The organism is Sphingobacterium prati (genome assembly GCF_013167215.1).
Classification (GTDB): domain Bacteria; phylum Bacteroidota; class Bacteroidia; order Sphingobacteriales; family Sphingobacteriaceae; genus Sphingobacterium; species Sphingobacterium prati.
The window spans coordinates 113,930-136,833 of the sequence record NZ_JABJWY010000037.1; the positions used below are offsets into that span (position 1 = coordinate 113,930).

At 43.1% G+C, this 22,904-nt stretch carries 17 protein-coding genes; 12 read left to right on the forward strand and 5 right to left on the reverse strand.

The genetic code is table 11. The features are described 5' to 3' along the window. Positions 1 to 73: 73 nt before the first annotated feature. Positions 74 to 2,671 (reverse strand): family 78 glycoside hydrolase catalytic domain, encoded by a 2,598-nt coding sequence (locus HPC41_RS18535; protein WP_172395509.1) that lies wholly within the window; start codon positions 2,669 to 2,671, stop codon positions 74 to 76. 337 nt (positions 2,672 to 3,008) lie between these two features. Between HPC41_RS18535 and HPC41_RS18540 the strand changes: the two genes are divergently transcribed. After that, a complete protein-coding gene (locus tag HPC41_RS18540) occupies positions 3,009 to 3,533 on the forward strand; it encodes a hypothetical protein (RefSeq protein WP_172395510.1) in 525 nt (174 codons plus the stop codon). A 135-nt stretch (positions 3,534 to 3,668) separates the two neighbouring features. Here the strand turns inward: HPC41_RS18540 and HPC41_RS18545 are convergent, their stop codons facing one another. Both HPC41_RS18545 and HPC41_RS18550 read right to left on the reverse strand, forming a co-directional pair. Further along, positions 3,669 to 4,583, reverse strand: a complete 915-nt coding sequence (locus HPC41_RS18545) for a helix-turn-helix domain-containing protein (RefSeq protein ID WP_172395511.1) — start codon at positions 4,581 to 4,583, stop codon at positions 3,669 to 3,671. Positions 4,584 to 4,654: 71 nt separating this feature from the next. Next, the gene (locus tag HPC41_RS18550) at positions 4,655 to 5,506 is read right to left on the reverse strand and encodes an SDR family NAD(P)-dependent oxidoreductase (RefSeq protein WP_172395512.1); all 852 of its coding nucleotides are present in this window, start codon (positions 5,504 to 5,506) and stop codon (positions 4,655 to 4,657) included. Between the two features lie 226 nt (positions 5,507 to 5,732). On the opposite strand from HPC41_RS18550, the gene HPC41_RS18555 reads away from it, so the two are divergent. The 6 genes from HPC41_RS18555 to HPC41_RS18580 all read left to right on the forward strand — a co-directional run bounded on the left by HPC41_RS18555 (position 5,733) and on the right by HPC41_RS18580 (position 13,846). Then, complete coding sequence (locus HPC41_RS18555; protein ID WP_172395513.1) at positions 5,733 to 6,284, forward strand: putative antibiotic biosynthesis monooxygenase; 552 nt, start codon at positions 5,733 to 5,735, stop codon at positions 6,282 to 6,284. A 192-nt stretch (positions 6,285 to 6,476) separates the two neighbouring features. Continuing rightward, the gene (locus HPC41_RS18560) at positions 6,477 to 6,932 is read left to right on the forward strand and encodes a redoxin domain-containing protein (RefSeq protein WP_172395514.1); all 456 of its coding nucleotides are present in this window, start codon (positions 6,477 to 6,479) and stop codon (positions 6,930 to 6,932) included. Positions 6,933 to 6,938: 6 nt separating this feature from the next. Continuing rightward, complete coding sequence (locus HPC41_RS18565; RefSeq protein ID WP_172395515.1) at positions 6,939 to 7,448, forward strand: DsbA family protein; 510 nt, start codon at positions 6,939 to 6,941, stop codon at positions 7,446 to 7,448. A 233-nt stretch (positions 7,449 to 7,681) separates the two neighbouring features. After that, the gene (locus HPC41_RS18570; RefSeq protein WP_172395516.1) at positions 7,682 to 8,503 is read left to right on the forward strand and encodes an alpha/beta fold hydrolase; all 822 of its coding nucleotides are present in this window, start codon (positions 7,682 to 7,684) and stop codon (positions 8,501 to 8,503) included. A gap of 334 nt (positions 8,504 to 8,837) precedes the next feature. Then, positions 8,838 to 12,074, forward strand: coding sequence for a SusC/RagA family TonB-linked outer membrane protein (locus HPC41_RS18575; protein ID WP_172395517.1), 3,237 nt, complete (start codon positions 8,838 to 8,840; stop codon positions 12,072 to 12,074). A gap of 11 nt (positions 12,075 to 12,085) precedes the next feature. Continuing rightward, a complete protein-coding gene (locus HPC41_RS18580; protein WP_172395518.1) occupies positions 12,086 to 13,846 on the forward strand; it encodes a RagB/SusD family nutrient uptake outer membrane protein in 1,761 nt (586 codons plus the stop codon). Between the two features lie 63 nt (positions 13,847 to 13,909). Here HPC41_RS18580 and HPC41_RS18585 read toward each other — a convergent pair whose 3' ends face one another. Beyond that, positions 13,910 to 15,319 carry an alpha-L-fucosidase gene (locus HPC41_RS18585; RefSeq protein ID WP_172395519.1) on the reverse strand — a complete coding sequence of 470 codons (1,410 nt, stop codon included), beginning with the start codon at positions 15,317 to 15,319 and terminating at the stop codon, positions 13,910 to 13,912. A gap of 130 nt (positions 15,320 to 15,449) precedes the next feature. Here HPC41_RS18585 and HPC41_RS18590 point away from each other — a divergent pair, with 130 nt between their 5' ends. From HPC41_RS18590 to HPC41_RS18605, 4 genes are read left to right on the forward strand one after another with little or no spacing between them, the layout of a single operon-like run. Next, positions 15,450 to 16,868: a sensor histidine kinase gene (locus HPC41_RS18590; protein WP_172395520.1), complete on the forward strand. Its 1,419-nt coding sequence runs from the start codon at positions 15,450 to 15,452 to the stop codon at positions 16,866 to 16,868. Next, on the forward strand, positions 16,837 to 17,553 hold the full coding sequence (locus tag HPC41_RS18595; RefSeq protein WP_172395521.1) for a response regulator transcription factor: 717 nt from the start codon (positions 16,837 to 16,839) through the stop codon (positions 17,551 to 17,553). Before HPC41_RS18590 ends, HPC41_RS18595 begins: the two co-directional genes overlap by 32 nt. 14 nt (positions 17,554 to 17,567) lie before the next feature. Beyond that, the gene (locus tag HPC41_RS18600) at positions 17,568 to 18,152 is read left to right on the forward strand and encodes a Crp/Fnr family transcriptional regulator (RefSeq protein ID WP_216660825.1); all 585 of its coding nucleotides are present in this window, start codon (positions 17,568 to 17,570) and stop codon (positions 18,150 to 18,152) included. Between the two features lie 26 nt (positions 18,153 to 18,178). After that, positions 18,179 to 18,997, forward strand: coding sequence for a helix-turn-helix domain-containing protein (locus HPC41_RS18605; RefSeq protein ID WP_216660826.1), 819 nt, complete (start codon positions 18,179 to 18,181; stop codon positions 18,995 to 18,997). On the opposite strand, the gene HPC41_RS18610 is transcribed toward HPC41_RS18605, so the two are convergent. Beyond that, positions 18,998 to 20,122 (reverse strand): MBL fold metallo-hydrolase, encoded by a 1,125-nt coding sequence (locus HPC41_RS18610; protein ID WP_172395522.1) that lies wholly within the window; start codon positions 20,120 to 20,122, stop codon positions 18,998 to 19,000. 216 nt (positions 20,123 to 20,338) lie between these two features. Here HPC41_RS18610 and HPC41_RS18615 point away from each other — a divergent pair, with 216 nt between their 5' ends. Further along, the gene (locus tag HPC41_RS18615; RefSeq protein WP_172395523.1) at positions 20,339 to 22,594 is read left to right on the forward strand and encodes a GH92 family glycosyl hydrolase; all 2,256 of its coding nucleotides are present in this window, start codon (positions 20,339 to 20,341) and stop codon (positions 22,592 to 22,594) included. The last annotated feature ends 310 nt before the right edge of the window (positions 22,595 to 22,904 follow it).

A 22,904-nucleotide genomic window follows, 5' to 3' on the forward strand; every position in this document is an offset into this window, starting at 1 on the left:
TTTTGGTCCCGCTTATTATTTTGAGGCGACTTGGCGGATCCGGATTACCCGCTCAGTTTTTTTAGTAGTTGGATTAGTGGTGGTAATTGATTGTAACATCCTTCATCTCGAATCCTGCCGGCGCTTTTACAGTAGCAGTACTTCCGACTGGAAGGGTAATATCGAGCTTTAATTTATGCTTTTTGATGGACCAATCTACTTTAACCTCACCATAAGGAGTCTCAATTGCTGTTTTTGCCCAGGTAAGACCTTTGGGAATCTGTGGAGTGATGAGGATATGTTTATAGCCCGGCTGGTTTTCATCAACACGGATTCCACCGATAGCCTGGTAAAACCATGTTCCGATACCATTATAACAATTATGGATACGGCTACGCTCTCCGCTCCAATATTCCCAGGTGGTGGAAGCACCATGATCAAGCATAAAGAGGTAGCCGGGATAATCCCGCTGCTTGAGCATAGTATACATAAAGTCAACAGCATTGTTGTCTGTAGCCCATTGGGTTAGAATTGGAACGCCAACGAGCCCCACGGCAATATGGTTGTTGTATTTTTCGGCACTTTCCTTTAAAAGCTGTTGTTTTACTTTTGCATAAGAAGCTTTAGATGTAATTCCGAGCAGCATGGGGTAGCTCATGTCAAGTTGAGATCCTGTGGCATATTGGTTTGTTTCTTTATTAAAAAATACCTGATGGATCAAAGCATCCAATTTTTCTTTTCGTTTGGCAAAGTCCTGTGCCTCTTGTGGGAGTTGGAGAACTGTGGCTATTTTTTCCATGGTGGTCAGGCATTCGCTCACGACACAATTGTTGACTAGGTCGATCGAACGCGCAGCTCCTGCGTCTACACCGGCAGGGGCAAGCCAGTCTCCTAAATACCAGTCACGGTATTTGGTATCTGGCCAGCGTGTAAGGAGCCCATCTCTGCTATAGCGCTCTACATAAGAGAGCCATTGCTTCATGGCAGAATAGTGGCGTTGGATCAGCCGCGGATCTTGGTAGTTGACATACGTACGCCATGACGCCATAATGAAAAAGCTGCACCAATAAGGCCCGCCGCCACCTGCACCAGGATTGGGTGCTACATGTGGTAGGCTGCCTCCCTCGCGCATGCTATCCGACCAGGCCTGTAGCCAGTTGACAAAGAGTGGCGAACTTGCAAACATGGTTTGTAAGGTATTGGTGGATGAATTTCCGTCACCTCCATATCCGGCCCGTTCCAAATGTGGGCAGTCGACCATATATCCACTGAAAGAAAGACAACGCATGGTGTATTGGATCATCGTGTGGATGGCATTGAGGTCCGGATCCGAACAGATAAAAGAAGAGGTCTGGCGAAAGTCAGTATGGATTAAATGCGCTTTAACGTCTTTCTTTTTGGGGGGATGTCCGAGGTTGGAAATTTTGATGTATTGGAAAGCATGGTGATTGAACTTGTTGCGAAAAGTTTCGCGATGAAGTCCTAATGCCATGTAGCTATCCTGTTGTCCCTGAGGTATAAAATTACCAGCAGTGTCCAAGGCATCGCTATATTCGAAAACAACGGTCTGATTTTTTTTTAAACCAGTCATCTCCAGTTCGAACCATCCATTTAGTGCTTTTCCGATATCAATCAACCAGGTGCTATCACTAAGCCTGTTGATTGATGTGGGCCGGTAGGTGGCCTGAATGCGATTGGGCTCGGTCATTTGTGGACTGGCCTTTAGACCAGGAAGTGCGATCGTGGATACAGGCGACCAGGAGCGATGGTTTAAGGCAATAGCGTCCATATCTGTTGGATTTAGGCTCGCCTGGACACGCTCGCCTCCAAATTGCAGTGCCTGCCAGGGCCCTGTATCGGCGTATCCGGTTACTGAACCCTCCCAGGAGGAGTCGGAGACAAGCTTCGTTTGCCAGTGACCCTTGTTGCGAATGTCGAGCTGAGCCCGGACTAACGCGCCATCGAGAGCAACGTTGAAACCTGTGGTTTTCTTGTACCAGCCCGTGCCCAGCCAAAGTACTATACTGTTTTCACCCTTACGGAGATAGCTGCTGATGTCATAGGTATTGATCAATGAACGATTGTTCAAATGGGATACGGCAGGAGAAAGTACGTCTGAGCCCACCTTTTTCCCATTGATATATACTTCATAGTATCCGAGCGAATTGATATGCAAAAAAGAGAGTGCCATGGCATCCAGATGAAAGTTTTTTCGGAGCAAAGGACTCTGCACACCTTTTAATCCAATATACTCACCTTGCATAGGCTGATCCTTCAGAAGTCCAATGCCAAACCGTTGGATATCACTCCAGTCGGATTGCTCGCCTTGGTTGCTCCATATCCTCACTCGCCAATAGCAAAGGGACCGAGACGCAAGGGGCTTGCCTGCATAAGGCACCATGACAGATGCGTCGGAGGCGATCTTATTTGATTGCCAGAAATCTGCTTGATGATTTTCAAGTAAGGTTAAGCTATCGGATGCAACTTGAATTTCGTAAAACTGTTGGCTCATTTTTCCTCCGTGGGACTTTATTTTCCAACTGAAGTGGGGGCTTGTATTATCCAATGCATTTGGATTGATCAGGTTCTCACATCGAAGATCGTATAACTTGATGTTTTTGGATTTGCCGTAACCAACAGAGGTCAATATACTAAGTAGGCATAACGACAATAGGGCAAACGAATTGGTCATTGAGGTCTAGTATTTGGTTTCCATAAAGGTAGTGAGCAAAGTGAGTGTTTTTCAGTAGCGTAAATCTGTTGGTAAACTTTTTAAAACTTCTTGTTGGTTTATATTGTTGTTAGTTAGGGTTTTATAGGTGTTTTTGATTTTTGGTTTGGTAGATGTATGTATTCTTTTTTATGCTGAAAATAAAAACAAAATGCTGGATCTGTAAGGTTAATTCTTGTTGAAAAGTTTGGCTAAAAATTGTTGTCCATCAATTTTTAGCTATCTTTATAAGAGTACTAAGCTATTGGATCTTACGATTTAAGAAAGGATATGTTTTGAACGCTCAACGATGTAAACAATGAAAAAGATCGAATTTATTCCACTTGTAGGAATTCATATTGAAGACTTGGGGCGAGTACCCTTCGGCATGGACCAAGCGCAGGTACAGGAATTTCTGGGTGCGCCATCAGACGCCCTTGACGGCCAGTATTATTATGATGAGCTCGAATTAAGGTTGGATTTCAATGACCTGGGGCAGCTTGAATTTATCGAAAGCATTAATGGCCCTTATCCCCAAAAGACCGAAGTCAGCATCTACGGGGTTAACCCCTTTCAGGTGGAAGCCGACGAACTGCTCCATATATTGAGTGAAAAAAACAGTGGACCTGTCGATGATGCTGAGGCGGGGTATTGTTATGCCTTTTTGAACAGCTCAGTCGGTGTTTGGCGGCAAATGACCGTAGAGGATATCCAGGAGGATATTGAAGCGATAAAGGCCGAAGGGGAATACGAAGAGAATGTGGATATGCTGCTCGAAGACTTGGAGAAAGCTAAGTTTTTTTGGACGATCGGAATTGGTGTTGAAGGGTATTATGCCGATTAATGGTATCGCTAGAATAGCAAGGACCCACGGCTCTGACGGTCTATGGATTGGAGGAAATAGCCTAAGATCGATCGGTTTTTCAGATCATGCGGGCAAACTGGATACGGATGAACTCGACGTTTGCAGCGAGTAAGGTTACTGAAACGCCTGCCTAAATTCTACTGGGCTCTGTTGCGTGTTTTTCTTAAAGACCTTACTGAATGACTGTGGGTGTTCAAAGCCTAACTCGTATGCTATTTCGCTGATCGATAGTGAACTCGTGCTCAATCTTAGTTTGGCGTATTCAATCATTTTGTGTTGTATATGCTGCTGCGTATTTTGCTGCGTATAGATACGCAGTAGGCTACCGAGATAGTTGGGGGAAAGATTGAGCTGCTGGGCAAGCATGCTTACTGTTGGAACTCCTTTTGTGATCAGGCTGTCGTAGCTAAAATGTGCCGATAGTATATTTTCGAAACGGGTCACCAGCTCTTGGGTGGACTTTTTTCGTGTGATAAATTGACGTTCGTAATATCGTTCTGCATAGATGAGCAGCCGTTCGATCTGTTTGATAATCAGTTCGCGGCTGAATTTGTCGATGTTGGATTGATATTCTTTTTCGATATTCTGGAGAATGTCTACAATTACCGCCTCCTCCTTTTCGGAAAGAAAAAGTGCTTCGTTGACTTCATATTGGAAAAAATCGTAGTTATGGATATGCTTCGCCAGTTCGCTGTTCCACAAAAAATCGGGATGTATCAAGAGAATCCAGCCACTGGGTTGGGCGCGGACCTCTTGATTAATCTCTACTTTCAAGAACTGTAATGGTGATATAAAAGTCAGTACACCCGAATCAAAGTCATATTGTTGCTGTCCATAATTGAACCTGGCATTTACATTTCGCTTTAAACCAATCGAATAAAAATGCTGTATCCAACTTAATTTGCTGTCATTAATAGGATAGTGCACTTGACTATAATCAACCAAACTGATTAAGGGATGCTCTGGTTGGGGCAGCCCGCAAAAGCTATGGAACTCCGAAAGGGAATGAAAGCGAAATGTATTCTCCATAATTGTAAATTTAGTTATTTTCTTTTTTTTAATGTTGCTGATTTTTCCGCGCTGTCAGTTCTAACTTTAGGCTATTGTGCAGTCTGTTCAAAACCTGTGGATACGGTATAGCTCTTCCATTTTTCGATCTCGGCAGTCAACATGTTAATCTTGTTTTTGGCTAGTTCAAAGGCATCTTCACCCATTAGGAAATGGACTGGCGGATGTGTCAAAGTGCTGAGCTCGATCAATAAAGTAGCTGCTTTTTGCGGATCGTTTGTCTGATTGCCATGGATCTGGTGTAAGTGCGCTGCTTCATTTTCCCTTGCAGTGACATAAGCTTCGATGGGATTGGCTGCGGTTTGGATTGATCCATCGGATAAAAAATCTGTTCTAAAATAACCGGGATAAACCAGGGTCGTGTGAATACCAAAAGGCTGCATTTCAACAGCGAGCGCTTCCGTAAATCCGGATACAGCAAATTTTGTGGAACAATAGATTCCAAAACCCGGGTAATTTCCTGCAAGGCCACCAATGGATGCGATGTTAAAAATATGCCCCGATTGCTGACGTCGCATATGCGGTGCGATATGCCGGATAGCATTGAGTGATCCAAAGACATTCACGTCAAAATTGCGTCGGGCTTCGGAGTCGCTGAGTTCTTCGACACTGCCTGTCTGCCCGTACCCTGCATTGTTGACCAGGACGTCGATCCGCCCGAAGTAATCAATTGCCGACAGTGCTGCCCGTGCGACGTCCGCATCATTGGTGATGTCGACTTCAAGGGGAAGGAAATTTTCATTTTCACCGATTTCTTGCTCCAGGGCTCGTTTCGTACGCGAGGTCGCTACGACAAGATAATCTTGTGCTAAAAGTTCCTTGACCAAACTTAAACCCAGTCCTTTGGAGGCACCGGTAACAAACCATACTTTTTGTGATTTCATGTGTTTTAGTTTAAAAATAAATTGATGCTACAAAGTTGATGATTTGGTATTTTTGGGATGTAGGCAGATCGACGGATCTCGTAGCCAAATCGTGGGTTTGTTGTTTTTTTATAAAATTGTATTTTCGATAGGCAATCCCTACGACCTGTACCGATGAGAGAAAAGAAGGAAACCAGGAGTAAGCATGCCTGGTAGTATAAATGTAAACTTTTAACAAATAGTAACTATGGAAAATCAAGGCGCTTCTGTCGTTATAACACATCATATTTTAGATGACAAGCAATTGGAATACGATCAGTGGTTAGCGGAGATTGTTCCGCTTACCAAACATGCGAGAGGATTTATAGACTTACAGATCATTCGTCCTATTCCCAAATTAACGTTTGTCTATACGGTAATCATCAGGTTTGATACGGTGGACAACCTAAAAATCTGGATGGAGTCCGATACGCGCAAACAAATGATTGAACGGGCAAGCCTCTTATTTCGAAAGCAGGACCGTTATCAGATCAAGTCAGGCCTCGAGTTTCTTTTTGAAACCCCGGAGCAAGCTCATCAGGTGCCACGGCGCTGGAAACAATATCTTGTTACCTGGTCAGCAATTTACCCGCTGTCATTGCTTATACCGATTATTCTCCTGCCTGTTCTCCGGTATTTTCATATTCCTCAAAATCATTTTTCTGATGGCTTATTGATTTCCGGATGTATCGTTTTTTTGATGGTTTATCTGGTTATGCCCAATTACACGAGGGTGATCCGTAAATGGTTAAACAAGTAAGCGAAACAATGAAATACAGCTGAATTTAGGCGAAAATTTGAGCGGTCAACCTGTATTGTATTTATTTGGTCGCAAAGAAAATAAAACAATTTTTCCATTACAACGCTTTGTTTTAATAGGTAGGGCCCAATGCGATAAATAGCTAAACTGGATTGCGGCTCTGGGTAATGGTTAAATTTTAAATATCTTAATATGCTACAGAAAAATGATGTTGCGCCTGATTTTACCTTGTATGCGACTCCAGATCAGAAAATCAAATTGTCGGAATTTAAAGGCCGTAATGTAATCCTTGCTTTTTATCCTGCTGACTGGAGCCCGGTATGTAGTGATCAGATGGCACTTTACAATGAAATGCTGAAATATTTTAAGAAATATGATGCGGAGATATTGGGTATATCTGTGGATAGCAAATGGTGTCATCTAGCTTTTGCACAATCCCGAAAATTGCACTTTCCACTGCTCGCGGATTTTGAGGCAAAAGGTGAAGTCGCGAAAAAATATGGGGTGTATGATGAGGAGGAAGGAGAATGTAAACGTGCCCTTTTTGTGATCGATAAAGAGGGTGTTATTCAATGGAGCTACCTGTCGCCAACAGCGGTAAATCCAGGTGCAGATGGGATAATAGAAGCATTGGAAAATCTTAAATAGAAATTTATGTCATTAAAGCCAAGAGTAAACGATAAGGATCATATCCAAGGGAATGGCAATGCCGATGTAACAATTGTCGAATATGGGGATTATCAATGTCCACATTGTGGCGCTGCTCATCCCATATTGAAAAAGATGATGGCCGAATTAGGTAGTCAAATCAGGCTTGTATTTCGCAATTTCCCGCTGTCAGAGATGCACGAGTATGCGCGGCCGGCGGCACTTGCTGCTGAAGCAGCGGGGCAACAAGGTAAATTTTGGGAGATGCATGATGCAATCTATGAAAACCAGTCAAGCCTGAGTACAAGGTTGTTTATGGATCTCGCCGAACGACTCGGTCTCGATGTCGACACTTTTAAAAGCGCCATGCAAGACCAAAGCTTGGACGAAAAAGTAGAGGGTGATTTCGAAAGTGGTATGATGAGCGGGGTAAATGGTACACCTACATTTTTTGTCAACGGCGAGAAATTCGATGGCGGTGCAGAGGATCTTGTCCGGATGCTACGCGAAAATTGATAATTTAATTCTTGTCCGACTTAGGATTGGGCTGATAAGGCAGAGCCTGTCGCACGTGTTGGAAGGCTCGTGGACAACCGATCAATCCAATATGCAATTAACGATATTTCGTTGTTTTTAACGGGAATGGTATTGTTTTAAGTTTCTTAAAGACAATGGATTGCATCTTATGGTTAAGTTGTTGTATTATGCATATTGATAAATTAAACAATTAAAAATATAAATTATTCATCATGGCAACATTCAAAGTTCAAGACGGAACTGAAATTTATTACAAAGATTGGGGTACAGGGCAGCCTATCGTTTTCCATCATGGTTGGCCTTTGTCAAGCGACGACTGGGATGCACAGCTGATGTATTTCCTTGACAAAGGTTATCGCGTAATTGCGCATGACCGTCGTGGTCATGGACGCTCTACACAGACTGACCAAGGGAATGACATGGATACGTATGCTTCTGATGTCGCACAATTAGTAGCAGCATTGGATTTAAAAGATGCGATCCATATCGGCCATTCTACCGGTGGTGGGGAGGTAATCCGCTATATTACCAACCATGGGACCTCACGTGTCGCAAAAGCAGTATTAATCAGTGCCGTAACACCGACAATGGTTAAGAGCGAAACAAATCCTGACGGTGTACCCATGGACGTGTTCGATGAAATCCGATTGAATACAGCGACACGCAGACAACAATATTTTCAAGACTTTACCCTTGCTTTTTATGGCTATAACCGGGATGGAGCCAAGGTGCAGCAGGGGGTGATGGATAATTGGTGGCGACAAGGAATGATGGGGGGAATAAAAGCCCACTACGACTGTATCAAAGCATTTTCTGAAACAGATTTTACGGAAGAACTTAAGCAAGTAGCGGTTCCTGTCTTGGTCTTACACGGTGAGGATGACCAAATTGTACCGCTGGATATTACCGGTAGAAGAGCAGCACAATTGGTGAAAAATGGTACCCTGATCACTTATCCTGGATTCCCGCATGGAATGCCGACAACTGAAGCAGAAACAATCAATAAAGATATCCTGGCTTTTATCACAAAATAAAATGTACCCGGATCAAAAATAGTTTTTTAAATAGTAGTGGGGCTGTTCCAAAAAAAGAACAGCCTTTTTGTTTATTCTTTTAGGGATATGGAGATATTTCTTACTTATACCAAGTTTTTTCGTTTTGGATATGCTGACGATAAATAATATGCTTCTACAGGCTGTTATGAGGTTTAGACTATTTGTAAGTTAATTTTTTATTAAGTAAAAGTGTGTTGAACCTGTTTAGTAAGGGGTTGTATGGTTATTAATTAAATATTTCTTAATATTAAGGTAAATTATAAACCAAGTGAAAGCATCAACTTTGGTGCTGAATCCAAAACCCAGACTAAAAATGCAGAAAACATTACTAATCAGTATGGCATTGGGGCTCTCATATCCTACTTGGGCAAATGTAGAGCGTAATTATGCCAAATTGACGAAAGAGACGCAAGCTATTGCAGTCCAGTCTACCGTAAGAGGTGTGGTAAAAGACAAAAACGGCGCTGTCATGTCCGGTGTCACCATCACCAATTTATCTAACCAGAAAACGACATCTAGCAATGTCTCCGGCGTGTTCAACATCGATGCTGTTATTGGCCAAAAACTTAAACTGACCCTTGTTGGGTATAGCGAGCAGATCGTAATCGTGAATTCGAATCAACTAGAAATCGTAATGGAATCCAAGGACACCGAGCTGGAGGAAGTTATCGTCGTTGGGTATGGAACACAAAAGAAAGCGAACCTGACCGGAGCTGTAGATCAGGTCGGCTCAGAAGTTTTTGAAGGTCGTGTCCTTGCGAATGCTAGCCAAATGCTACAAGGCGTTGTTCCCAACCTGAACATCATTCCTGCGGATGGTAAACCAAACCGCAGCCCGAGCTTCAATATCCGTGGTACCACATCGATAGGACAGGGCGGTAGCGCCTTGATCCTAATTGATGGTGTTGAAGGCGATCCTGGTTCAATCAACCCCAACGATATTGAAAGTGTGTCGGTTCTTAAAGATGCTTCATCAGCAGCTATATATGGTTCAAGAGGTACCTTTGGCGTGGTACTGATTACGACAAAACGGGCAAAATCAGGTAAAACATCGGTCAATTATTCGGGAAGTGGATCCTTCCAAAAGCCTGTGACAATACCCAAATTTGTAACAGACGGCTATGTGTATGCTTCTCATTTCTTTGAGGCTTACAACGCTTGGAACAACTATACCTTAACACCGAGTAAACTGAATAAAACCCAGATCTTCACCAAAGAATGGCTCGAAGAATTCAAACGCAGGAAAGAACAGGGCATTACTGAAGAAACAACGGTTGACAAAGATGGTAATTATGTATATTATGGAAATGAAGATTATTATGGTACTTTAATCAAGGATAATACCTTTGTGCAAGATCACAATCTTTCAATCAGCGGGAACACCGAAAAATTAGATTATTATATCTCTGGACGCGCCTACGATTACAAAGGTATGTATCGTTACAATACCGATAAGTATCAAAATTACAATACACGGGCTAAAGCCGGGTTGCAGGTGACCGACTGGTTGCGTATTGCCAATAATATTGATTTTAGTTATGCCAAGTATTGGGATCCTTCTACCGCTGGTGAAGGCGGAAATATATGGCGCAATATTGCGGATGAAGGACATCCTTCATCGCCTATATTTAATCCCGATGGCTCATTAAGTTTCTCCGCTGCGTATACCGTAGGCGATTTTATCTATGGTAAGAATGGAACAAAAAGTGGTAATCAGGATTTGCGTAATACGACTTCTTTTGAGTCCAAGTTTTTTAACAATACATTTCGTGTAAAGGGAGATCTTACCTTTAGGAACCGTGATCTTAATTCGCTGCGGATTAGGGTACCGGTACCTTACAGTACAAAGGAAGGGGAAATCGTTAAACTGACGACAAATATGAACGACAACCTGTATCAGGTCAACGAAAACTGGCGCTATTTATTCGGAAATATTTATGGTGAATATGAAAGGACACTCGGCGATCATTATGTCAAAGGTTTACTTGGGTACAACTATGAACAACGAGCTTACAATGCAAGCTATATCACCAAAAATGGTCTGCTCAATGATAATGTGGAAAATATTAACCTTGCAGTAGGCCAAAGTACGACAGCGACAGCTAAATACAACAAGTATCGAAATGTGGGGGTATTTATGCGGGCCAACTATATTTTCAAGGATCGTTATCTTTTTGAATTTAACGGTCGTTATGACGGCTCCTCGAAATTTCCGATCAATCAACAGTGGGGATTTTTCCCTTCGGCTTCGGTAGGTTGGCGTGTATCTGAGGAACCATTCTTCCAGGTGGACAAGAAGTTCTTGTCTGACTTGAAACTACGTGCTTCCTATGGTTCTTTGGGTAATGGTAACGTGGATCCATATTCGTACCTGGATCTTTACGAGCTCAAGATTATGGACCGACTGCTGAATGGGGAAAAATCGACCTACACATCAGTACCTAAGGTTATTCCTGATAACCTGACCTGGGAAACAGCACGAACAGCAAATATTGGACTTGACTTTTCATCAGCCAACGGAAAGTTGACTTTTACGGGGGATATGTATCAGCGCAAGACCTTGAATATGTACACTTTGGGAATGGCGCTGCCGGAGATATTTGGCGCGGAATCACCGAAGGGAAACTATGCCGATATGACCACTAAGGGCTTTGAAGTCAGTTTAGCGTATAGAGATCACTTTGAACTGAGTGGAAGCCCATTTAATTGGTCTGTTAAAGCGACTTTGGCAGATTATAAATCGAAAATAGACCGTTATGATAATAAGGAAGGGGTGATTAAGGATGGATACTATTATCAAGGTCAACAAATTGGGGAAATTTGGGGTTATGTGACACAGGGACTTTTCCAGAACCAAGCTGAAATTGATGCTGCTCCTTCGCAAAACCTCATTAAATCTTCCAATAATAGAACTATCTATCCAGGAGATGTCCGGTTTGCGGATCTAAATGGCGATAAGGTGATTGACTATGGAAACAACACCATCTACAGTCATGGCGACCGCAAAGTTATTGGAAATTCCGAACCGCGCTATATCTACAGTTTTAATATCAATCTAGATTGGAAAAATGTATATTTTTCCACATTCTTCCAAGGGGTAGGCAAACAAAACTGGTATCCAAATAACGAGTCTCTTTTCTGGGGGCAATACAATAGGCCGTACAACAATCTACCGGAATGGCATCTGAATAATTATTGGACCGAGGAGAATCCGAATGCGTATTTCCCGCGTTATGCAGGTTATAATGAATCGCTAAAAACCACACCCCAAACGCGTTTTTTGCAGAATATCGGTTATCTCCGAATGAAGAATATTCAGATCGGCTACAATTTTCCAAAATCCGTAACCTCTAAATTGAAGATCCAGAATCTACGGGCCGGTCTTTCGGGAGAGAATTTATTGACCTGGTCGCCTTTTTATAAACATACCAGAGATCTGGATGTGGGTAATATCGGTAAATCGGATCCAAATGTCGAAACAGGTACCCGTGATGGATTTAATTATCCGATCATGAAAAGTGTAAGTTTTAATTTATCCATTGGCTTTTAATATTTGATAGCATGAAAAAAATATTTTATTTACCGGTTTTAGCGTTGTTGTTTGCCGCCTGCGAATTGAATGAATTACCGAAATCGGAGGCAACCGAAGAGGATATCTTCGGCACCGAAAAAGGGCTGAAGAATTACAGCAATTCCTTTTACCGGAATATTACTTCGGGCAACGATGCCTATAAAGGTGATGCAATGGCGGATTATGCTGCTGTTAACAGCTTAAATAATTTTATTACCGAAGGAGCTTATAACAAAGAAGTGGATGAATTAAAAAACCTCTGGACCTGGACCACATTGCGTAATATCAATCAGATGATAGCCAAATGTACAAGTCCTAATTTAAGCGATAAGGTTAAGAACAATTACATCGGTTTAGCTCGTTTTTTTAGAGCTTGGTTCTATTACGATAAGGTCGTACGTTTTGGTGATGTACCTTGGGTTGACCATCCCCTTGCTGTGGATGAGGTAGATATTTTAAAAGCACCTCGCGATTCCAGGGAACTGGTCATGAAACATATTATGGAAGATCTGGATTTTGCGTACGAGCATATAACAGATGCACCCGGTGATGGAACGACGGTAAACAAATGGACTGCATTGGGATTAAAAACACGGATCGCTTTATTTGAAGGTACTTTTCGTAAATATCAGGAACTGAATCTGCCAACAAAGCCCGAAACTTTTTTTCAATATGCTGTGGACGCTGGTAAGATCCTGATGGAAACGGGGCCTTATCGCCTGCATGTTGCCGCAGATCCAAAAATTTCACAACGTGAGCTTTTCATTAGTGAACAACCGATGAAAGACGAGGTGATGCTGGCTGTTGCATTTAGTAAAAATCAGGCTTTGATGAATGATGCAAACTGGTGGTGGACTTCGGCTACGTATGGTCCGCGGCTGAGCCTAGTACGCCCATTTATCAATACGATTTTGAATGCTGATGGATCATCTTATACCGATCGCCCAAATTATGAAAAGGAAGAGTTTTATGATGAATGTCAAAACCGGGATTTGCGTTTGGCCCAGTTGATCCGCACTCCAGGCTATAAACGGGGCGGTAAGGCTGCGCCACCCAATTTCGCAAGTTATACTTATACAGGCTATCAACCAATCAAATATGCGCTGGATGATCCTTATTATGACAATGGTGGATTCAATACGAATGCCTTACCATTGATGCGGTATGCAGAGGTGTTGCTGAATTATGCCGAAGCAAAAAAGGAGTTGGGGACATTTAACGATACAGACTGGGCTAAGACCGTCGGCGCGCTCCGTACACGCGCAGGGATCTCCGCTGGGGCCAATACACTCCCAACCAAAGTAGATACCTATCTGAAAAATACATTTTTCCCCAGTATCTCTGATCCGGTTCTATTAGAGATCCGCCGCGAAAGACAGGTCGAATTGGCATTGGAAGGATTTCGTTTTAATGATCTGAAACGATGGAAATCCGGTGAACTGATGGCTAACCTACAATGGACGGGTATTTATATACCTGCTTTGGAAAAACCAATGGACCTGGATCGTGACGGTACTCCTGATGTATTGTTTTATGATGCTAGTAAGCCCGAACCTACTGTACAGGGAGTCATCAAGGTCAAATTGGGTGGGGACAAAAACTCCCAGACGATAACGACGGATAACCACTTGCAATGGGGGAAAACCATGAGTCGAAAATGGTATGATAATGATAAACAGTATCTCTATCCCATTCCTTCTTCAGCGCTTGTCTTAAATGATAAGCTAGGACAAAATCCGGGCTGGGAATAGGATATAGCCTTAATCTATATACCGAAAAAGGGGACTGGAGTTTAGCTCGAGTCCCCTGTTCGTTTACCGCCTTTCTTGGTAAACACCCACTTCATGTAGGACGGCACGTTTATTTTTGGGTTGGATGCTGAAACGTAATTTTTGCCCCATCACCTCATCAAAACGAAAAATCTTGATGCGCCCCTGTACAACTGGTGTCGTCGAAAGCGTATACCATTTGCCATCTTTGAGATAAGTGACCGTATAGGTGGCAGGATTATCCTTGCCTTCGGTGATAACAATGGTATTAAATGTCTTACTGCGTTCAAAATCCAGTTCATACCAGACTTCGCCCATAGCCGAGGGATTGGATACCCAAGCGCTGCCGAAATTGTCATCATTGGCGAAATCCATAATACTCATATCTTCACTCCAACTGCTATTGGAAGGGACCTGGTTGGCGATATTGTGGTCTAGGATGGGGGCTTGGTAGCTTGGCAAAGCGTTGTAACTTGGTGTTTTCTTGTAAAGAGTACCAATGGTTTTTAGCGCTTCCAATGCGTTTTGATCCATTTGACCATCGCTGTTGGGGGCGACATTGAGCATGAAATTACAATAAGCATTGTTGTAAGGAATAACGAATTTTTCTACAAGTTCCTTCACATCTTTGACCGCTGTTGTGGGGAATGATTTTTTCCAGAACCAATTTTGCTGCAAGGGCAGACAGGCCATGGCTGGTAACTTGTTATGCTCTTTGGAAATAAACTGCCCTGCACCTTGTTCGTAAGATTTGATATCAGTGTAAAATAGCGCATCACCGGGATATTTTGCTGAGTTGAGATCCATCAATAGGCATTTGGGTTGCAGGGACTTGACCAGGTGATAAATGTCATCAAAGGGAACATCATCATAAGAGATCCGTGACCAAGGGGCATCCCAACCGTCGATCACCAGCGCATCGATCTCGCCATATTGTGTCAATAATTCTGTGAGCTGATCTTTGATCAATTGGATATGGGCTTTGGTAATCGTATGGGGACGTATCCCCTGGTGCATGTCAAGGATGGAATAATAGAGCATCACACGTAAGCCATTCTTGCGGAATGCTTCTGTAAATTCCTTGACCACATCGCGGTGCAATGGGGTGTTCATGACGTTGTAATCCGTCGTTTTGGTGTTCCAAATGGGGAAACCGCTATGATGTTTTGTTGTGAGACAGCCATAGCTCATATTGGCTGATTTAGCCGCCTTCGCCCATTGATCCGCATTGAGTTTAGGTGATTTGAATAATTCCAAAGGGGCATTGGGATCGGACCAGTCTTGTTCCATAAAGGTAGGCATGCCATAATGGATAAACATACCAAACCCTAGGTTGACAAAATCAAGCTGGCGCTGCTCAAGAGTTTCTTTGGAGAAATTGGGCTGTGCAAATAGGGCATTGTTCAGTAACAGGTAACCTAAACTGTAAAGTAGGAAAAGAGAAATTCTGGTCATGATCTGATAATTTGTTATCTGATAAAGGTACGATGTCAAAGACATCAATGTGCTTAATGGAAACCTAATGAATGCCTAATAAAAGCTTAATGCTTACCCCGAATACATAAATAGATGTTAATTTTAAACTATGAACAGCGCCGATAAAAATATGCACCCTTGGGCATTTGGAATAAGTTTTTTGATTTTGACGGTCGTGATCGGTTTCTTGATCTTCAAAACCTACCAGCTCGAAGATAAGAATTATCAGATCGGACAGCTCAATTTGATCCAGAATGCTTACGGTACCGCGATCATGGACGACAAAATCTTCCCGGGTGGGGATTCGGTATTTCAGACGGCATTAGTGCCTTATTTGCCTGCCTGGTTTAAGAAGGTAATGAATAAATCGCCGGAGGCAAAGCTGTATGGTGAACAACGTATGCACCTGTTTCTCGAACGCTTGCGCGAACAGCAATCGCTGGATCGTATCTTTCAGCAGATCGTCCGCCAGCAGCAGCTCGATCCGGCGTTGCTCTACTTGTTTCATTTTGATAAGCTGGAGCTCTACAATCCGGCGGATAGCACATGGAAGGTATTTTATGATAGCGCTGGTGATAATAAAATGGCGAACATCAGTGGCTCGCTCAAAAATCGCTCGCCCAACAATCGCGTGTTCCAATTGGCCGTCAGTGATAAGCTCCCGATCCCTTACCGCTTTACCTATAGTCTCTATGTGGATTATGAAAATCGGAACTGGCGGATCATCCAACAAATGGTACCGGTATTTTTGCTGTCCTTGACCTGCATTGCTGTTATTGTACTATTGAGCTACCGAACGTATAGAGATTGGATCAACCAACGCAGACTGATCGATCTGAAAACGAGCTTTCTGAATCACATGCGACATGAATTTAATACGCCCTTGACAACAATTCTAGTCAGTGCCCATAGCCTTATTGACCGGGATGATGACCCTGACAATAAAGAGGTGATTCAATTGGGACGCATTGTGGAACGTCAGGCTAAACGCCTTAAGGACTATTTTGAACAGGTAATGGGATCTGTCGCTTTACAGGAACAGCAGCCTGCAATCGTAGAGGTTCCTGTAGACTTATTCACCGAAGAGATATTGGAGGCACTACGCATGCGCTACCAAGGGGAAATTGAAATCTGCTATTCGCCACTTGGCAGGGATGTAACGCTGCGGTTGGACGAAGCGTATTATCTCTCTATTTTGGATAATCTAGTCTCCAACGCTATTAAATTTAATGGCCATACAGCAAAGACCGTTCGATTGACCTGGGAGCAGACCGTTGATCGACATTGCCTCAAAATTGAAGACAACGGTTATGGGATTGCTCCGTCGGAACGGGATGCGCTATTTACCGCATTTTACCGTGGACAGTCTTCGGAAGGCAAGCCAGGACTGGGATTGGGATTATATTATGTGAAATTGTGTTTGGATCGCTTAGATTGGAAAGTTCGCCTGGAAAACGGAGCAAGTGGTGGTACTATTTTTTATATTTACATTGACAATGGGTCTTTTAATAGCAAAGAACAGAATTGACATTCTGCTGATCGAAGACGAACCCGATCTAGGTGAGGTTTTCTCGCGCTATCTCCGCTACAAAGGATTTAGTGTCGTTTGGGCGTGCACAATGAAAGCTGGCTTGGAAGTTTTTGAAGAAAATGGGGCTAAACTGGTAATTGTTGACGTGCAATTGCCGGATGGAAATGGATTTGATCTTGCTCAGGAAATTTTGCAGCGTAAAGCCGGACAGCCCATTTTCTTTTTGACAGCGCTACACCAACGGAATGCGCGCCTCAAAGGTCTTTCTATGGGAGCGGTGGATTATATTGCCAAACCTTTTGATATGGATGAAATACTACTCAAGATCCGTAACTTATTGGCCGTAGCCGCAGCTTCTACACCTGATACAGTGCCCAATACCGGATTACGGATCGGCCAGCTGTCATTGGATATGGCGCGCTATAATCTGACCGATGGTCAAGGAGGAGCACAAAAGCTGACCGTTCGTGAAGCGGAACTGCTAGGGCATCTGATTCTAAATAAAAATCTGCTAGTCAAGAAGAAGGATCTCTTATTGCTATTCTGGGGAAATACAGATTTTTTTAATGGAAAAAGCTTGGAGGTTTTTATCTCGCGTATTCGTAAATTGCTCCAGGCCGATAATAAGCTCCATATAGAAAGTATCTATGGGCTGGGTTATATTTTACATGAAAATAGGTAGGTTTAATAAATAATATGATGTACGAAAATATCCTTAAAAATGTATCCAAGTGTATAACGCTGACGCAGGAAGAGACAGCGCAGTTCACCGAGTTACTGATGACGCGAAAAGTACCAAAGAAAACCTTGCTGTTGCAGGAAGGGGAAGTCTGCCAATTTGAAGGATACCTCCAAAAGGGATGTGTACGCATCTATTATCTTGATGAAAATGGATTTGAGGTCACGCTGGCCTTTGCGGTCGAAGATTGGTGGATCAGCGATATTGCCTCTTTCCATTACCATACTCCTTCGAGCCTGTATATGGAGACATTAGAAGAAAGCGAATTCCTTATGCTGACACCCGAGACCAAAGAAAAATTACTGGACACTGTCCCGAAATTTGAACGTGTCTTTCGCATGCTGGTGCAGCGTAGGCTCGCCGTGTTACAAAACCGCCTGATCCATACCATGGCGAAACCTGCGGCTGAACGGTACCTTGAATTTATCGACCTATACCCGACAATATCGCAACGGGTACCGCAGTATTATATCGCATCATATCTCGGTGTTTCGCCCGAATTTGTCAGCATTATACGTAAGCGGCTTGCAGCAAAAAAATAAATGTTAACCTTGCTAAAGAAAAAACGATGATGAAAATCGATGAAAAAGATTTTGGAAAAGCTTTCTTGTATTCCTGTTACGTGGAGAAAGTTTTTGGCCATGAACAGTTTATTCCTGAGCATGTAGTCCTGTTTCAGCTATCTGGAGAAACACATTTTGACTTGGAAAAGGGAAAGTTGACCACCAGAGCCGGACAGATACTGGTCGCACGCAGAAATCAATTGGCAAAAGCGTTTAAATATCCTTCGGAGAATCTGGCTTATCAGTCTATTTCAATCATGCTGCATGCGGATCGGCTGAAAAAGTACGCGCTGGACCATCAGCTCTCCGCGGATAGAAAGCAGCAGGCGGATACAAATATTCTCCTAGAAGGAGATGTCTTCATCAAAAGTTATTTTGAATCGCTGGCGCCTTATGCAGAGGCTGCGGACCGGGTCAGTCCGCAGATGGAAACCATCAAAATTTATGAATTGATTACTTTACTGCTGGAAAGATATCCCGCTCTGAAAGATCTTTTGTTTGATTTCTCCGAACCGCATAAGATAGATCTCGAGGAATTTATGCTAAAGAACTATAAATATAATGTCCCTTTAGAAAATTTTGCCAAATTATCCGGTCGTAGCTTGGCTAGTTTTAAGCGTGATTTTGAGAAGATGTTCCGCACCTCGCCCCGCAAATGGTTGAAGGAAAAGCGTCTTTCCGAAGCGTATTATCTGATCGAAAATAAACGGAAAAGACCTGCGGAAATCTACTTGGATCTTGGCTTTGAAAACCTTTCGCATTTCTATGCTTCCTTTAAAGAAAAGTTTGGGATAACCCCAGCGGCAATCAATTCCATCGCTTAATCAATTTTTCCACCAATAGCTGGGGTCGTTGTGGGCAAGGTCCAGATCGACAACCTCTCCGATACGTGGTGTGATCAATATCTGATGCTGCCTGGATGCTTCTTTTGAGATGCGCTCCAAGGGCTCGTACCAGGCATGGTTGGCAAGGACAAATTTGGAGGAGTGAACGGGTAATAGCTTTGCAGCCTGCAGATCTTTTGTAGCTTGAATGACTTCTTCGGGCATCATGTGGATGTATTTCCAACTGAGGTCATATTGACCATTCTCAAGAATGGCCAAATCAAACGGACCCAGTTTATCGCCAATTTCTTTAAAATGGGTATCATAACCACTGTCACCGCCAAGGTACAGCTTTTGGGTCGGTGTTTCTAAGGCATACGAAGCCCAAAGCGTATTGGCAGACCATATGCTGCGGCCTGAAAAATGCCTGGCCGGTGTGACCGTAACGTGGAATCCATCGCCTAGGTCTATTTGTTCCCACCAATCTTTTTCGATAATCTGATCATCTCGGTAGCCCCAATATTCCAGGTGTTCACCCACGCCAAGTCCAACGATAATCTTGCCGACTCGGGGTTGTAGTGTTTTGAGCGTTTTATAATCCATATGATCGTAATGATCATGTGAGATAAAAAGGTAGTCAATGGCTGGTAGGGCATCAGCTGTTGTGACCTCGGACCCGGCAAAGGCTTTACCACTGCCTGGTATGGGAGATATACTGCCACTTAGCACCGGGTCAACAAGGATTGTTTTGCCATCTGTACGCAACAGATAGGAGGAATGCCCCAGCCAGATCAGACCATGGGATTTGGCAAACAGGCTGTTCCAATTAACAGGAACAGAAGAAATCTTATTTTTAGGACTGGTCTCGGTAGATCTTCTACAGAAAAAATCTGTTAGGGCCACCCTCCAGCTTTGTGTCAATTGTGGCGTCGGGTTGCTGTTACGAAATTTTCCGTCCTTGAATTGTTTTGATTGTTCAATACGCTTAAGCCTTTCACCTGAAGGCCTCTTGCCAAATTGTGGATGCATCATATACAGGGAGATTAATCCGATGACAACAATAAGCACCAAGGCCGACCATTTCAGAAACCGCAAGAAACCTTTAACCTGGTGTTTTGTTTTCATCTTAAATTGTTTATAGGACAAAGATAGGCGGACGAGATAACGATTTTTTTTGTAAAAAGCTCAAAGTTTATGTTGTATACGGCTCAGGTAATGCAAGTGCGCCTTCGTGAGGTTATCAAATCAATACCGATGAAGGTAAATTTGAGCAAAAAAAATTAACTTTAAGGACGAAGCGGATATTTTGTCCTTAAACCATTAATCACTTAATCATTCAGCATGCAAAACAAAAAAATTAAATTGAAACCTAAAACCTTCTTACGGACCATATGCTGTTGTTCTTTTTTGACAATCTTTTTGCTAAAAGGTTTTTCTCAGACTAAAAACTTAGAAAACTTTGTCGATTATGTCAATCCCTATATGGGGAATATCAGCCATTTGTTGGTGCCAACATATCCAACCGTTCATTTACCAAATAGTATATTACGTGTCTACCCCGAAAGAGGGGATTTTACTTCTGACCGCCTGTATGGTCTTCCGCTTATCGTCACGAGCCATCGTGGATCGTCCGCTTTTAACCTGAGTCCAATGCTGCAATTGCCTACCGATCTTAAGCCAGTGCAGTTGTACAGCTATGATCAGGAGGAGATCAAACCTTATGGCTATTCCGTTGTGTTGGATCAGGAAGATATTCAGGTGTCATATGCTTTGTCGCATCAGTCGGGAATGTATGCCTTTACCTTTCCGAATGCAGGGACAAAATATTTGCAATTCAATTCCCGTGACGGAGCACTAAAGTGGGATGGACAGGCACTTTCTGGAATACAGGAAATTGGCAACGGCACACGGGTGTATATCTATGCTGTTCCGGAAATCAAACCTAGCGCTGTCAGCACGCTCCAGGGGCAACAGCTAGCAAAAGGTATGGACGCAAAAGGTAAAAATGCTTGTCTTGTGCTGCAATTTGAGCAGGCTGGGGTCAATTTAAAGATGAAGTACGGTGTTTCATTTATTGACGTCACACAGGCTAAAGCAAACCTGAACCGTGAGATTGTTGATTTTGATGAAAAGAAACTGGCAGAAAATGGCCGTAAAATCTGGAATCAAGCACTTGGAAAGATTGCTGTCGAAGGCGACAGTGAATCGGATAAACATGTTTTCTATACTTCCTTGTACCGCACCTATGAGCGTCCGGTCAATATCTCCGAAGATGGGCGGTATTTCAGTGCATTTGATGGCAAGGTTCATTCGGATGAAGGCAAACCCTTTTTTACAGATGATTGGATCTGGGACTCCTACCGCGCGCATCACCCACTACGCGTGTTATTGGAGCCGGCTGCTGAATCGAATATTCTCCATTCCTTTGTGCGGATGTCGGAGCAGATGGACAAACCTTGGTTACCGACTTTTCCGGAAATCACAGGAGATAGCCGAAGGATGAATTCAAACCACGGTGTTGCGACCTTACTGGATGCTTACCGCAAGGGGATCCGGGGCCTTGATATTCAAAAAGCCTATTTGGCTGCAAAAGCAGCGATTACCGAAAAAACCTTAGCACCATGGTCGGATAAGCCCGCTGGAAAAATGGATCAATTTTTTAAAGAAAAGGGCTATATACCGGCTTTGCACCCTGGAGAGCAAGAAGTTTATCCGGAAGTGCATGGCTTTGAAAAACGTCAGCCAGTAGCTGTTACGCTAGGCACCTCCTATGACCTGTGGTGTCTCGCGCAACTGGCCAACGAATTGGGTATAAAAGCGGATTATGATCTGTTTATGAAGCAGTCTTCCAATTACAGAAATTTATTCAATGAGCAAACCAAATTTTTCCATCCCAAAGATGAAAAAGGTAACTTTATCATGCCTTTTGACTATGTATTTGCGGGCGGGCAGGGAGCTAGGGAATATTATGGTGAAAACAACGCTTGGATCTACCGTTGGGATGTACAGCACAATATTCCGGATCTGATCAAATTAATGGGCGGAAACCAGCTTTTTGTACACTATCTGGATGAAATGTTCCAACAGCCGCTGGGACGTTCCAAATTTGATTTTTATGCACAGCTGCCGGATCATACGGGCAACGTTGGGCAGTTTTCTATGGCCAATGAGCCGGCGCTTCATATTCCCTATCTGTATAATTATGCAGGACAGCCCTGGATGACACAAAAACGTATCCATAAACTAATAGGCGAGTGGTTTAGAAACGACCTGATGGGGGTACCGGGTGATGAAGATGGTGGTGGAATGTCAGCTTTTGTCGTTTTTTCACAGATGGGTTTTTATCCTGTTACACCTGGACTGGCTTCTTATAGTATTGGATCACCATTTTTTAGGAAAACGACGATAAGCCTGCCAAACGGGAAGTCTTTTGTGGTTATCGGTAAGAATGCTTCGGCAAAAAATAAATATATCCAATCGGCCACGCTCAACGGGAAGCCGTTAAACAGTACGCAGCTGAACCATGCAGATATCCTTAAAGGTGGTACGCTTGAATTTGTGATGGGGGACAAAGCTCAAAAAAACTGGGGAAATTAAAATAAGCCGGTTTTGGCTCAATAATCAGGTGATACGGCATTGGTTTTTAAGACCATGATGTATTCTAATCCCTTTCTGCATCAAAAAAGGTTCGTTGGTCAATAGATCAACGGACCTTTTTTGCATCTTAGCACGATTTGATGGATTGCCTTAATGCTATAAGCCGTTGCACAGGCGGGCGTCATTTGCATAGTCAGGTTATTCGAAAACTCTCCGTGCGATCTTGGTAATACACAGGAGACCGAGTGACATAAGTTTCATTTTCCCGCATTAGACAATCGATTGCGCTGTTCACGCAATCGATTTCGTT

Excerpts from the sequence above, each read along its gene's own strand:
- HPC41_RS18535 (WP_172395509.1), bottom strand. The coding sequence starts at position 2,671 with ATGACCAATTCGTTTGCCCTATTGTCGTTATGCCTACTTAGTATATTG.
- HPC41_RS18540 (WP_172395510.1), top strand. The coding sequence starts at position 3,009 with ATGAAAAAGATCGAATTTATTCCACTTGTAGGAATTCATATTGAAGAC.
- HPC41_RS18545 (WP_172395511.1), bottom strand. The coding sequence starts at position 4,583 with ATGGAGAATACATTTCGCTTTCATTCCCTTTCGGAGTTCCATAGCTTT.
- HPC41_RS18550 (WP_172395512.1), bottom strand. The coding sequence starts at position 5,506 with ATGAAATCACAAAAAGTATGGTTTGTTACCGGTGCCTCCAAAGGACTG.
- HPC41_RS18555 (WP_172395513.1), top strand. The coding sequence starts at position 5,733 with ATGGAAAATCAAGGCGCTTCTGTCGTTATAACACATCATATTTTAGAT.
- HPC41_RS18560 (WP_172395514.1), top strand. The coding sequence starts at position 6,477 with ATGCTACAGAAAAATGATGTTGCGCCTGATTTTACCTTGTATGCGACT.
- HPC41_RS18565 (WP_172395515.1), top strand. The coding sequence starts at position 6,939 with ATGTCATTAAAGCCAAGAGTAAACGATAAGGATCATATCCAAGGGAAT.
- HPC41_RS18570 (WP_172395516.1), top strand. The coding sequence starts at position 7,682 with ATGGCAACATTCAAAGTTCAAGACGGAACTGAAATTTATTACAAAGAT.
- HPC41_RS18575 (WP_172395517.1), top strand. The coding sequence starts at position 8,838 with ATGCAGAAAACATTACTAATCAGTATGGCATTGGGGCTCTCATATCCT.
- HPC41_RS18580 (WP_172395518.1), top strand. The coding sequence starts at position 12,086 with ATGAAAAAAATATTTTATTTACCGGTTTTAGCGTTGTTGTTTGCCGCC.
- HPC41_RS18585 (WP_172395519.1), bottom strand. The coding sequence starts at position 15,319 with ATGACCAGAATTTCTCTTTTCCTACTTTACAGTTTAGGTTACCTGTTA.
- HPC41_RS18590 (WP_172395520.1), top strand. The coding sequence starts at position 15,450 with ATGAACAGCGCCGATAAAAATATGCACCCTTGGGCATTTGGAATAAGT.
- HPC41_RS18595 (WP_172395521.1), top strand. The coding sequence starts at position 16,837 with ATGGGTCTTTTAATAGCAAAGAACAGAATTGACATTCTGCTGATCGAA.
- HPC41_RS18600 (WP_216660825.1), top strand. The coding sequence starts at position 17,568 with ATGATGTACGAAAATATCCTTAAAAATGTATCCAAGTGTATAACGCTG.
- HPC41_RS18605 (WP_216660826.1), top strand. The coding sequence starts at position 18,179 with ATGATGAAAATCGATGAAAAAGATTTTGGAAAAGCTTTCTTGTATTCC.
- HPC41_RS18610 (WP_172395522.1), bottom strand. The coding sequence starts at position 20,122 with ATGAAAACAAAACACCAGGTTAAAGGTTTCTTGCGGTTTCTGAAATGG.
- HPC41_RS18615 (WP_172395523.1), top strand. The coding sequence starts at position 20,339 with ATGCAAAACAAAAAAATTAAATTGAAACCTAAAACCTTCTTACGGACC.